12 protein-coding genes are annotated in these 11,542 nt (G+C 62.9%); 7 read left to right on the top strand and 5 right to left on the bottom strand.

The window, feature by feature from the left end; all coding sequences use genetic code 11:
• The gene (locus RCH93_RS09460; protein WP_306548127.1) at positions 1-444 is read right to left on the bottom strand and encodes an Hsp20/alpha crystallin family protein; all 444 of its coding nucleotides are present in this window, start codon (positions 442-444) and stop codon (positions 1-3) included.
• 505 nt (positions 445-949) lie between these two features.
• Here RCH93_RS09460 and RCH93_RS09455 point away from each other — a divergent pair.
• The 3 genes from RCH93_RS09455 (at position 950) to selB (ending at position 4,579) form a co-directional block, all read left to right on the top strand.
• On the top strand, positions 950-1,885 hold the full coding sequence (locus RCH93_RS09455) for an Mrp/NBP35 family ATP-binding protein (protein WP_306548126.1): 936 nt from the start codon (positions 950-952) through the stop codon (positions 1,883-1,885).
• Positions 1,886-1,996: 111 nt separating this feature from the next.
• Positions 1,997-2,629 carry an MBL fold metallo-hydrolase gene (locus RCH93_RS09450; RefSeq protein WP_306548124.1) on the top strand — a complete coding sequence of 211 codons (633 nt, stop codon included), beginning with the start codon at positions 1,997-1,999 and terminating at the stop codon, positions 2,627-2,629.
• A gap of 24 nt (positions 2,630-2,653) precedes the next feature.
• Positions 2,654-4,579 carry a selenocysteine-specific translation elongation factor gene (selB, locus tag RCH93_RS09445; protein ID WP_306548122.1) on the top strand — a complete coding sequence of 642 codons (1,926 nt, stop codon included), beginning with the start codon at positions 2,654-2,656 and terminating at the stop codon, positions 4,577-4,579.
• Positions 4,580-4,582: 3 nt separating this feature from the next.
• On the opposite strand, the gene RCH93_RS09440 is transcribed toward selB, so the two are convergent.
• The 4 genes from RCH93_RS09440 to RCH93_RS09425 all read right to left on the bottom strand — a co-directional run bounded on the left by RCH93_RS09440 (position 4,583) and on the right by RCH93_RS09425 (position 7,128).
• Complete coding sequence (locus RCH93_RS09440; RefSeq protein WP_306548121.1) at positions 4,583-5,239, bottom strand: triacylglycerol lipase; 657 nt, start codon at positions 5,237-5,239, stop codon at positions 4,583-4,585.
• A 26-nt stretch (positions 5,240-5,265) separates the two neighbouring features.
• Entirely contained in the window at positions 5,266-5,925 is a 660-nt protein-coding gene (locus RCH93_RS09435; RefSeq protein WP_306548120.1) for a TusE/DsrC/DsvC family sulfur relay protein, read from the bottom strand.
• A gap of 167 nt (positions 5,926-6,092) precedes the next feature.
• A complete protein-coding gene (locus RCH93_RS09430) occupies positions 6,093-6,917 on the bottom strand; it encodes a rhodanese-like domain-containing protein (RefSeq protein ID WP_306548119.1) in 825 nt (274 codons plus the stop codon).
• 76 nt (positions 6,918-6,993) lie between these two features.
• Positions 6,994-7,128 carry a hypothetical protein gene (locus tag RCH93_RS09425; RefSeq protein WP_306548118.1) on the bottom strand — a complete coding sequence of 45 codons (135 nt, stop codon included), beginning with the start codon at positions 7,126-7,128 and terminating at the stop codon, positions 6,994-6,996.
• A gap of 147 nt (positions 7,129-7,275) precedes the next feature.
• Between RCH93_RS09425 and RCH93_RS09420 the strand changes: the two genes are divergently transcribed.
• Genes RCH93_RS09420 through RCH93_RS09405 form a run of 4 tightly spaced genes read left to right on the top strand, consistent with a single transcriptional unit; the run spans position 7,276 to position 11,411 of the window.
• Complete coding sequence (locus RCH93_RS09420) at positions 7,276-8,118, top strand: DUF4405 domain-containing protein (protein ID WP_306548116.1); 843 nt, start codon at positions 7,276-7,278, stop codon at positions 8,116-8,118.
• Complete coding sequence (locus RCH93_RS09415) at positions 8,093-8,494, top strand: hypothetical protein (RefSeq protein WP_306548115.1); 402 nt, start codon at positions 8,093-8,095, stop codon at positions 8,492-8,494. Before RCH93_RS09420 ends, RCH93_RS09415 begins: the two co-directional genes overlap by 26 nt.
• On the top strand, positions 8,491-10,083 hold the full coding sequence (locus RCH93_RS09410; protein WP_306548114.1) for an ATP-binding protein: 1,593 nt from the start codon (positions 8,491-8,493) through the stop codon (positions 10,081-10,083). Before RCH93_RS09415 ends, RCH93_RS09410 begins: the two co-directional genes overlap by 4 nt.
• On the top strand, positions 10,080-11,411 hold the full coding sequence (locus tag RCH93_RS09405; protein ID WP_306548112.1) for a sigma-54 dependent transcriptional regulator: 1,332 nt from the start codon (positions 10,080-10,082) through the stop codon (positions 11,409-11,411). The genes RCH93_RS09410 and RCH93_RS09405 overlap by 4 nt, the downstream gene beginning before the upstream one ends.
• Positions 11,412-11,542 lie beyond the last annotated feature (131 nt).

Raw genomic sequence — 11,542 nt, 5'->3', positions numbered from 1 at the left:
CTATTCTCCAGGGGTTATCCTGATTGTCACCCTGCCCTTCCTGATTCGCTTGGGCAGAGTCACCACAAGGATGCCGTTGATGTAGGTCGAGTCAACCCCTTCAACCTCGACGGCGGCAGGCAGGGTCAGGGTTCGCTGAAAGGCGCCCAGCTCGATTTCGAGCTGATGAATGCAGGCAATCGACTGGTGCGGCGGCAGTTGACGCACGCCGCTGACCTGCAACCGCTGACCGTCGACCGTGACCCGCAGGGTGTCGCCCACCACGCCAGCCAGTTCGACGTAGACGTAGAGGCAATTTTCCGCCTCGTAGACGTCCGCAGCCGGCTGCCAGCCGTCGGACTCCATCGGCATCATCCGGGACAGCGACATGGAACGCAGAATGCGCCCCGTGTGCTGCTGCATCTGTTCCAGTTCCTCCAACATTTTCTTGCTGAACGGATCCATCAAACCCTCCCCCGACGCTCGCCGTTCCCGGCGCGTCCGGTGCAATGTCGCAGATAGTTGTGCGCGGACAGATAGTCAAAAACGACAATCAAAGACAACGCCTCGCCCGCAACCGCCTTGACGCCGGCGGGTGACGGGCTGGCCGTGGTTTTCCCGGCCCAGCGATGCGATACAAGTAAGCACTATAACTTTTCCGGCAATTATAAATCAAGAAAAACACAGGGCAAACCGCGAGCAGGACGCCTGCGGAAGCCCTTTGCTTTTTTATTTGCTTTTCAACTCGCCGGCATTAATGTATAGGCCCGAATTACGATGAACTCGCACACCCGCGGCATCTCCGGCGTTCTTTTCTCCGGAGGAAATGCGCGGGCTCATGTTTTCTGGTCGCACCGACCGCTTCCGGCACACTAGATCCGGGCGCGGATTGCACAGGATCGGACGGCGACGCATTCATGGGTTCACCCCCCTTTTCCCTATCACCATTCTCTTTATCGTTGGAGGCAATATGAGCAGTTCTTGTGGCAGTAGTTCCTGCGGGAGCGACCAGCACGGCAGTTGCGGTTCAGGCGATGCACGCCTGGCCCAGCAGGACATCGCCATCACCAAGTCCCTGGGTCAAATCAAAAACAAAATCCTGGTCATGAGCGGCAAGGGCGGCGTCGGCAAATCGACTGTCGCCGTCAACTTGGCCCTCTGTCTGGCCAAAAGAGGACATCAGGTTGGCCTGATGGACGTCGACCTGCATGGTCCGGACGTCTGCCGGATGCTCAACCTCACCGGTTCTCTTGAGGCTCCGGCCAATCCCGACGACCTGATTCCGCCGCTCAAGTACAGCGACAACCTCAAGGTGGTCAGCCTGGAATACATGATGAAAAACCGCGACGACGCCATTATCTGGCGCGGACCGCTCAAGATCCAGGCCATCCGTCAGTTCATCGCCGACATGGACTGGGGTGCGCTCGATTATCTGATCGTCGACGCCCCTCCCGGCACCGGCGACGAACCGCTGTCCGTGGCCCAGACCATGCCCGGCGTTCAGGCGGTGGTGGTTACCACCCCGCAGGCCGTGGCCCTGGCCGATGTGCGCAAGTCGATCAACTTCTGCAAAGCGGTGGAAATGCCCATCGTCGGCGTGGTCGAGAACATGTCCGGTTTTGTCTGCCCGCACTGCGGTGAGACCGTGGACATCTTCAGCAAGGGCGGCGGCGAGCAGACCGCCCGCGACTTTGACCTTGCCTTCCTGGGCCGCGTGCCCATGGACCCGCGCGTGGTCATGGCCGGCGACACCGGCACCGCCTACCTTTCCGGAGACGAGGACAGCCCGGCCGTCAAAGCCTTTGACGGCGTGGTCAGCGCGGTGGAACAGCGCCTGCCTCCGGGCCCGGTCACGGTCAACCCCTTTGCCGGCGGCTGCGGCTGCTCCGGTTGCGGCACGAAGTAATCGCGCATCCGTCCATCCCCGGTCCGTCGAACAGGCGGACTGGGGATGCACCGTCCGTTGGCTCGCCGCCCACCGATTCACCTCCTCCACACCACTGCAAGGATCATGGCCATGCTTGTTAAACAACTGACCGTCGGCATGATGGGAGTCTGCTGTTACATCGTCTCCTGCGAACAGACCAAGAAAGCGGCCGTCATCGACCCCGGCGGCGACGAAGACCGCATCCTCGACTACTGCACAACCAACGGCCTGACCGTGACGCACATTATCAACACCCACGGCCATCCGGACCACGTCTGCGGCAACGGCCGCATCCAGGCCGCCACCGGCGCCAAAATCGTGATGCACGCCGAAGACGTCGCCTATTTCAGCGACCCGCGCATCAGCGACTATTTTTCCTCCCTCGGCCTGCCCGAATCGCCCCCCGTTGACCTCGTCGTCAACGACGGCGACGTGATTGCGGTGGGCGAGGAGCAACTGCTGGTCATCCACACCCCCGGCCACACCCCCGGCGGCATCTGCCTCTACAGCGCGCCGCACTGTTTCACCGGTGACACCCTCTTTGTCGGCGCCATTGGCCGCACCGATTTCCCCGGCGGCTCCCTGCGCCAGATGATCGACGCCATCAGGACCCGGCTCCTGACCCTGCCGCCAGACACCTTTGTCTGGCCAGGACACGGCTACGGCGGACTGCAGTCCACCATGGCCCGGGAAGCAAAAACCAATCCCTACCTCGAACTCTAAACCGGCGCAGGCGCCTTCTCGTCCATGCGCGAAATCATCCTCGGCACCGCCGGCCATGTGGACCACGGCAAAACCAGCCTGATCCGGGCGCTTACCGGCATTGAGACCGACCGGCTCAAAGAGGAAAAAGCGCGCGGCATCACCATTGAGCTCGGGTTCGCCTACCTTGACCTGCCCTGCGGTCATCGCCTCGGGATTGTCGACGTGCCGGGCCACGAGAAATTCATCCGCAACATGGTGGCCGGCGCCGCCGGCATGGATCTGGCCGCCTTTGTAGTCGCCGCCGACGAAGGCATTATGCCGCAGACCGTCGAACACTTCGAGATCTGCCGGCTGCTCGGCGTCCGCGACGGGTTGATCGTGCTCACCAAAAAGGACGTGGTCGAACCGGAATGGCTCGACATGGTCACCGAAGAGATCCGCGACTTCTGCGCCGGCAGCTTTCTTGAAAACGCGCCGATCATCCCGGTGAACTCGCTCACCGGCGAGGGGATCGACGAGATCGTCCGCCTGCTGGACGCCAAGGTGGCGGCCCTGAGTTTCCATGAAGAATTCGGCCCGTTTCGCATGGCGGTGGACCGGGTGTTCACCATGAAGGGGTTTGGCACCGTGATCACCGGCACCTCGCTGGCCGGCCGGATTGAAACCGGGGCGGAGCTGATGTTCTACCCAGGCGGCCTGACCGCCAAGATTCGCGGCATCCAGGTGCACGGCAAGGACGTCGACCTGGTCGAGGCCGGCCGCCGCACCGCCATCAATCTTCAGGGCATTGAAAAGGAACAGATCAACCGGGGCGACATGGCCGCCACACCGGGCTGCCTGATCGCCTCCACCCTGCTCGACGCCGAATTTCACCACCTGCCTTCAGCCCGCAAGGACTTGAAAAATCGCACCCAGGTGCGAGTCCATCTGGGCACGCGGGAGATCGTCGGCCGGATTGCGCTGCTGGAATCCGACACCCTGCCCCCCGGCTCGACCACCCACATCCAGCTGATCCTCCAGGAGCCGGTCGCGGTTTGGCCCGGCGACCACTATGTGATTCGCAGCTATTCGCCCATCACCACCATCGGCGGCGGAACCATCCTTAACAACGCACCCAAGAAACGAAAACGCACCCTGGAGCGCGACCGGATCGCCAACCAGGCCCATTTTGCCAGACTGACCGCCGCCGACAGCGAACAGAAGCTGCTGATCCTGGCCGAAGAGTCGGGAGGCAAGGGCATCACCGCCGATCAACTGGCGGCCCGCACCGGCGTGTTCAGCAAGAAACTGAAAAAACAGCTGCAGCATCCGATTTCCACCGGCGCGCTGGTGGTGGTCGATTCGGAAAGCCAGCGGATGCTGGCGGCAACGGTGGCCGAGGGGATCAATCGCCAAATCGTCGATCTGCTGACCGCGTTCCACCGCAACAACCCGCTCAAACCGGGCCTGGCCAAGGAAGAACTCCGCTCCCAACTGCGGCCGGCGGTGGATCAGAAGGTCCTGCTGGCGCTGCTGGCGGCGCTGGTGAAAAAAGGGGCGCTTGAACAGGTGGGGGCCGAGGTCAAACTCGGCGGACATACCGTCGTCCTGCAGGTGAACGAGCAGGAGATGGAACAAAAAATCGGCGCTCTCTACCGCGAGGCCCTGCTCACCCCGCCCAACCTCAAGGAAGTGCTGGCCGCGTTCGGCGAGTTTCCAGAACGGCAGATCCGTCAGGTGATCGACCTGCTGCTGGCCAAGGATGAACTAATCAAAATCAATGAAACGCTCTTTTTCCACGCCCCGGCAATCCAGACCCTGCAAGAAGAGGTGATTGCCTTTATCCGCCGCGAGGGCGAAATCGACGCCCAGCGCTTCAAAGACCTCACCGGCCTGACCAGAAAATTCTCCATCCCCTTGCTCGAATACTTCGACAAAATCAAGCTCACCATCCGCGTTGACGACAAACGCGTCCTGCGCAAAGGCTGAAGTTTACCGCCTGAATCGACCGTTTTCCAAAAACGCCGCCGCCTGCTCATGCACCAAGCGGCGACGCATGATCAGCGAATGGCCGCAGGGCAGCACCAGAAAATCCATCATGCCTTCAAGCTGCGCCCGCGCCACTGACACCTTGCCGTCGCTGGGTCCGGGGAAAAATCCGCCAAGACCAAGGGCCGGACGGTTGCCGGTGATCACCCCCAGGGGAAAATCGGCCGGTCCCAGACGCGCCGGCAATCCTTCCGGGCCGGTGGTCAACTGCAGTCCGGCCGGACCGAACATCAGGCGGAACCAAGCGTATCGGCCCAGACAATCGACCAGCTCGCTGCCTTGATTGGGCGGGCTGAGCATGACCACCCGGCCCAGTTCGGGCGGAGGTTCGGCGGCCAGATAGGCGCGGAGCAGGATGCCGCCCATGGAATGGGTGACGAAGTGGATGCGGCTCACGCCTTTGCGCCGCAGCCCGGCAATCGCCGGCGGCAGGGCCGCTTGGGCCAGGGTTTCGATGGGGGCGCGGCGGGAAGGATAGCCGACGTTGGCCACCGTAACCCCTCGCTCCCGGAACCAAACGGCCAGCGGCCGCATTGACCGCCGGGTCCGCGCCAGACCGTGGAGCAGGATCACGCCTTCTGAGGCCAAGCTCCTGGTCATGGCGCGCACAGCGGTTTTACGCAAACCTACGCGAACCGCAGACCGGCAACCTTCAGGGCGCCGCGATGGTAGCCGTCCGGGAACAGCTGCTCAAAGGCGTCCAGATCCAGGTTGCAGTTCTCACAGGTCTCGTAAATGGTGGGGATGCGACGCTGGACCTTATAGGCGTCGCGGAGGTAGTAGATGATCCGCCAATGCTCGTCGGTGAGTTGGCCGCCGGCAATGTGCAGCTCCGCAGCCCGATGGACGGCGAAATTTTCGTCCCAGGACTCGGGATCTGTCAGAAAACCGCGGACGTCGGTGGCGTAGATCTTGTCGCTGCTCAGGGCGCGCAGGTCGGCGACGCTTTCCCGCAGATGATCGCCGTAGGGCATGTGGCTGACCCGGTAGTGCACCCCGGCCACCCGACACACGCCCCGGTGGTAGCCGGTGGGAAAAAGCTTCTGCATTTCCTGGGGCCGAAGGCCGTTGGCCTTGCAGACGGCAAAGATGGTCGGACAGTTGCCGGTTTGCGCAAAGGTCTGCCGGAGCGAACGGACAACGTCCCAGTGCTCGCCGGAGAGCACCGGAACATCACATTCACGGGCCACGCCCTCGGCAAAATTCTCGTCCCAGCACGCCGGATCCAACAGGCATCCGTGTTCATCCACTTCGTAGGTTTTGCCCATATGGGAAAAGTGCTTCATGGTCGCTCCCTTTTGTTCATTGATCAGTGAAAAGACGCTCCAGACGTTTCCTGAGCCGTGACTCGGCTTTTCCTGGAGAACCCTATAATTTTGAGACGTTACCACTCATCGAACAAAATCGCAAGTCGTCTTGCCGACCACCGGGCAACCAGACAACCTGCCGCGCCTCAGTGGCCGCACAGCGCCAGCGCCCTGGCCGCAATTCGCATGTGCTCCTTTTCCGCCTCGGCGATGGCGTTGAACACCGCCTCCATGGGTTGCCCGCGGAACCGGTGCGCCATGTTGCGGGAGAGGTCGTAGGCGGAATACTCGATGGTGAGGGCCATTTCCAGGGTCGAACGGCAGGGCTCCAGCGGTTGCTCCTCGAGCATGGCCACCAGGGCGGCGCAGGAATAGCCGCCCTCGACAATGTCTCCAGCCAACCCCTCATAGAGCAAAGCAAACTCTGGGGGATGGCTTTGTCCTTCGGCCCAATGGCGGTAAATCATGCGGGCGTGCGCCTCCTCGGCCTCAGCCAGGGTCGCCAGACTTTCCGCCCAGGGGATCGAACCGTAGCGCTGGCGTAGGGCGGCGTAAAACCGTTCCGCGCCGCGTTCCAAATCCATGGCCTTGAGCAGCAGTTCCTGACTGTCGCCGGCCAGATTAAACACCTTGAGATTGGGCGTCGCCGGCAGCAGTTCCCCATCCCAGGCGAGCACGCCGCCGGTCATATTAAACACGGTTCCGGCCACATAGGGTCGAGATCCAATGAAGATCGCCGCCCCCCGCGAGCGTTTGCCGGACCGGCAATAGACCACGATGTCCTTGTCCACCGGCAACTCCCGCATCCGCTCGGAAATTTCGCCCAGCGGCATGAGCACGGCCCCTGGGATATGGCCCTTGGCGTATTCGTCGGGCTGGCGGACGTCGACCAGCAAATAGTCGTTTTCCTGCCGTCTGGCCATGTATTCGCGCAACCGTTCCACGCTGATGTCCTGATATTCTTCCGTCATCTCGACCTCCCGCCCGCTCCAGGCCTGTTGTTGTTCGGCAAAACCCTTTTGTTTATAGGGAACCGGCCGTTGTTTTTCAAGCCTGCCGTCGCTGCAATGCGGCCAAATCGACAACCAGCACCACTGTTTCGACAATATTGTCGAAACACGGGGCCAATCGTGCCGAGCTCGCCGCCTCGGCAGCGCCAAATCGCCGCAAAATCATCACCAAGTCGCCGCCTCCTCACAGCAAAATCCCCGAAATAGGCCCACCGCAGGAAAAACTACCGACCAGGCCGTCTGGCATGTATACTGCTTCAAACTCACCAGACCCCACAGCCTGCTTTCCCGTTATTGTGTCGCCCCGAGGACATTCGTTATGCGTATGCGCGCCGTCGTCTCTTTGACCCTGTTGCTTTCCTTTGTCGTCCTGGTGTTGACCAGCATCGTGCTGTACGTCGTGCCGGAAGGCCGGGTCGCCTACTGGTCGGACTGGCGCTGGCTGGGCTTGAGCAAGACGGGCTGGGGAGACGTTCACATCAATGCCGGTTTTCTCTTTCTCGCGGCGGGCCTGATCCACCTGGGCTATAACTGGAAACCGATCATGGCCTCTCTAAAAAACAAGGCCAAGGCGCTGCGGATTTTCACCCCGGCCTTCACCGTGGCCCTGCTGGCAAACCTGCTTGTGGTCGGCGGAACCCTGCTGCATCTGCCGCCTTTCAGCACAACGCTTGAATTCGGCCGTTCGTTCAAGGATGCGGCGGCGCTGAAATACGGCGAGCCGCCCTACGGCCATGCGGAGTTGTCCTCCCTGGCCCTTTTTGCCAAGCGCACCGGGCTTGATTTGGCCGTTGTCAAGGCTGGATTGGCTCGGTCCGGAATCCGTTTCTCGGGCGACGACCAGACCATCCTGGCAATTGCCAAGGCCAACCAGATCACGCCCAAAAAGGTTTACGACGCCATGCAGGCCGACAACACGCAGACGACCGCTCCCAAAACGCTGGCCCTGCCCGACCAACCCGCGCCCGGCATGGGACAAACCACGCTCAAGGATCTCTGCCGCCAATACGGCCTGGACCAGCAGCGGATCGTGGCCGCGCTGACCGCCAAGGGGGTCAACGCCGACCCGGAACTCAGCCTGAAAAAGATTGCCGATGCGCACGGAACCGACCCACACGCCCTCTTTGCCCTGATCCATGAAGCCGCAGCCGAACCTCACTAACCTGTTCGCGCTCCTCGCGCTCCTGCTGCTGGCCTGTTGCCCGCCGCACCTGCAGGCCGCCGAGGCCGAACCGCAGCAAACCGCGACGACAAGCCCGGCGCCCTCCGAGCAGGCGACCCGTCCCGCGCCGAATTGCCCGGCGGCGCATCCGCCGACTGCGGACGCCCAGCAAACCCAGCAGGCCGACACGGAACAGGACAACGAGGCCGATCTGCACACGCTGAGACAACGCTACCGCCACGACCCCACCGGCGTCCGCGCCCGGCTGGGCATGTGTCGGCGCGGCCAGGGCGGCGGCCATGGGCCGCATGGAGGTCGGCACGGAGGCGGCCAGCAGCGTCGCCAGCGCTGGGTTGAGCCGTGGACAGCGCCGTGAACCAAGACGTCAAGCGCCTGCCCCTGCCCTCCTGGGGCGTCAATCTGGCCGGGTTCGGTCTACTCATCGCCTTGGTGCTGGCGGCCTTTCTCTGGCAGCTGGCGGCCATCGATCAGGACCTGCACCGCAGCACCCTGGACCGAGCCCGAATGATGGCCGCCGTCATCGAGGAACATCTGACCAACGCCAACCAGGCGGAAACCACCATCGACGCGGTGACCACCACCTTTCTTCGCGACAAGGCCCGGTTCGTCGCCTATCTCAACGCTATCGATCCCCTTCAGCCCGAAGAACTGACCGCGCTTGCCAAGGAAACCGGTCTGCTCGGCATTGCCCTAGTGCGCCAGGACGGCCAGGTGGTCGGCGGCCCCGCCGAGTGGCTGACCGCGCAACAGGACTGCACGCCCGCGCCTGACCAACTCCATTACGACCGGGAGCAACAGACAGCCCTGCTGCTCTATCCGGGGGACGAGGCGCAGATCCGCTGCATCCGGGTGGGCCTCGACGCCCGCGCCATCGTCCAGCTCCGCGACAAAACCGCCCTGCCGGCGCTGCTGGCCAACCTCTCCCGGTTGCCGGGCATCCGCTATGTCCGTCTGAACGCCGCAGGGCAGCCCCCCGAGCACGATCCTGTGCGTTTGCTTGCCGAAAACGGCGTCGCCACCGCAGAGGCCCGTCTGGCCACGCCCATGGGGTTCCTGACCGTGGGCCTCGACGCCGCCAACCACCAGAACCGACTGACCCAACTGCGCCGGCAGTTCATCCTTTTTGCCGCCCTGCTCCTGGGGTTGGGCCTGTTTTTTTCCTGGCTGCTCTACCGCTACCAACAGGCGGATCTGGCCCGAACCCGCAGCTTTGAACGGCTCCTGGCCAAGGAGCATGAGGCGGCGGCTCTGGGACGGGCCACGGCCACCATTGCCCACGAGGTCCGCAATCCGCTCAATGCGATCAACATGGGGTTGCAGCGGCTGACGCTCGAATCCGCCGTTCTGGACGAAGACCAGCGCGCCTTGATCGCCGCCATGGAAGAGGCGGTGCGCCGCGCCGCCGCCATCATCTCCGAACTGCAACGCTTCACCCGCAAGCTGCAGCCGCGGCTGCAACCCATCGATCCGGCCGAACTGCTGCAACAGATGCTGCTCCTGTACCAACAACGAAGCGCAAACCAACAGATCACAGTCAGCGTCAACCGACAATTCGAGGGTACAGTGCATGCCGACCCGGACCTACTGGCGGAACTCCTGGAAAATTTGTTGAAAAACAGCCTTGAAGCGCAACCGGAGGGAGGGTTTGTCCAGATTGATCTGAACCCGGCGCCGGAAGGACTGGAGATTGCCGTGACCAACGGCGGCTGCCGTTTGTCCGCCGAAGACCTCGCTCGCCTGGGCGAGCCCTATTTCACCACCAAAACCCGGGGAACCGGCCTGGGCCTGGCCCTCTGCCGCCGGATCGCCGAGGCGCACGGCGGCGGTCTGCGAATCGCCGCCGATCATCGACAAGGGCGCCTGACCGTCAGCCTAACCCTGCCCCAAATAGCGGAACCGGGAACCATCGCGCCAACACGCGCTGAAAGCGGAGGAACGCAGTGAATATCTTGATTGTGGACGACGAACCGCTGCAACGCCATCTGCTTGGCGGTTTTCTCAAAAAACAGGGGTACTCGGTGGTGGAGGCGGCCAACGGCAACGAGGCGTTGACCCGCTTTTTGCACCATCCGATTGATCTGGTCCTGCTTGACCACCGCATGCCGGACATGAACGGCGACGAGGTTCTGGCGCGGATCAAGCAACACAATCCCCTGGCGCGGGTGATCATGATCACCGCCTACGGCGCGGTCGACACCGCAGTGCGGACCATGCAGCTGGGCGCGGAGGATTTCCTCGAAAAGCCGGTGGATCTGGAAAAGCTGCTGGCCCGGATTCGGACCATTGAGGAACAGTTGTACATCGCCGACGACGTCGCCGCCGTGACGGAAACCATCGACGCCGAAGCCCTGCCGGTGCGGATGATCGCCGTCAGCCCGGCCATGCAGCAGGTGCTGTCCTTGGCGCTGCGGGCCGCGCCCAGCCCCTGGACCGTGCTCATCCAGGGCGAAACCGGGACCGGCAAGGAGCTGATCGCCCGCCTGATCCACCAACTCAGCCCGCGCAAAGAAGGCCCCTATGTCACCCTAAACTGCGCCGCCGTGCCCGAGGGCTTGTTCGAGTCCGAGCTGTTTGGTCACGAAAAAGGGGCCTTCACCGGGGCCGCCAACCGCCGGCGCGGGGTGTTCGAGCAGGCCCACCAGGGCACGCTGCTGCTCGACGAGGTGGGTGAACTGCCGCTGACCGTGCAGGCCAAACTGCTGCGGGCCCTGCAGGAAAACACGATTTGCCGGGTGGGCGGCGAGCAACCGCTGTCGGTGGACGTCCGCATCCTGGCGGCCACCAACCGCGATCTCAAGCAGATGGCGGCCGCAGGCAGCTTCCGCGAGGATCTGTACTTCCGGCTCAATGTGCTGACCGTCGACATCCCGCCGCTGCGGCGGCGCAAGGAGGAGATTCCAGCCCTGATCCGTTTCTTTCTCGACAAATACCGCAGCCGGGCGGTCTTTGACGACCAGGCCCTCAGCCAGCTGACCAAGTACCCTTTTCCAGGCAACATCAGAGAGCTGGAGCACATCCTGCAGCGAACCATCACCCTGGCCCGCTCGCCCAACATCGGGCTGCGCGATCTGCCGCCGGAAATCCGCGAATATCGGGGCCAGGAGAGCGAAGGCGATCTCAACAGCCGTCTGGCCGAGATGGAACGACAAATGCTGATCGAGGCCCTGGAACGCCACAACGGGGTGCAAACGCGGGCCGCCGAGGCGCTGGGGATCAGCGAACGGGTGCTGCGCTACAAGATGGAACGGTTGGACGTGGGGAAAAAGAACTGAAAACGGCGTTCCCCCATCAGGAAGGAACGCCGTTGTTTGTGAACAGAACGCTTATTTGGCGGCAGGCGGGGTTGCTTGACCGGATGGCGCCGGCGCTGCCCAGCAAGGACAACAGCCCATTCCCCGCCCCA

Origin of the sequence: Desulfobulbus sp., from assembly GCF_030824455.1 — a bacterium.
In the GTDB taxonomy this organism is placed as follows: Bacteria; Desulfobacterota; Desulfobulbia; order Desulfobulbales; family Desulfobulbaceae; genus Desulfobulbus.
The sequence above is the reverse complement of the archived record's forward strand: the minus strand, read 5'-3'. Positions and strand labels throughout refer to the sequence as shown.

Coding starts and splice junctions, on each gene's coding strand:
- RCH93_RS09420 (WP_306548116.1), top strand. CDS start 7,276: ATGCGTATGCGCGCCGTCGTCTCTTTGACCCTGTTGCTTTCCTTTGTC.
- RCH93_RS09415 (WP_306548115.1), top strand. CDS start 8,093: ATGAAGCCGCAGCCGAACCTCACTAACCTGTTCGCGCTCCTCGCGCTC.
- selB (WP_306548122.1), top strand. CDS start 2,654: ATGCGCGAAATCATCCTCGGCACCGCCGGCCATGTGGACCACGGCAAA.
- RCH93_RS09440 (WP_306548121.1), bottom strand. CDS start 5,239: ATGACCAGGAGCTTGGCCTCAGAAGGCGTGATCCTGCTCCACGGTCTG.
- RCH93_RS09435 (WP_306548120.1), bottom strand. CDS start 5,925: ATGAAGCACTTTTCCCATATGGGCAAAACCTACGAAGTGGATGAACAC.
- RCH93_RS09450 (WP_306548124.1), top strand. CDS start 1,997: ATGCTTGTTAAACAACTGACCGTCGGCATGATGGGAGTCTGCTGTTAC.
- RCH93_RS09430 (WP_306548119.1), bottom strand. CDS start 6,917: ATGACGGAAGAATATCAGGACATCAGCGTGGAACGGTTGCGCGAATAC.
- RCH93_RS09455 (WP_306548126.1), top strand. CDS start 950: ATGAGCAGTTCTTGTGGCAGTAGTTCCTGCGGGAGCGACCAGCACGGC.
- RCH93_RS09460 (WP_306548127.1), bottom strand. CDS start 444: ATGGATCCGTTCAGCAAGAAAATGTTGGAGGAACTGGAACAGATGCAG.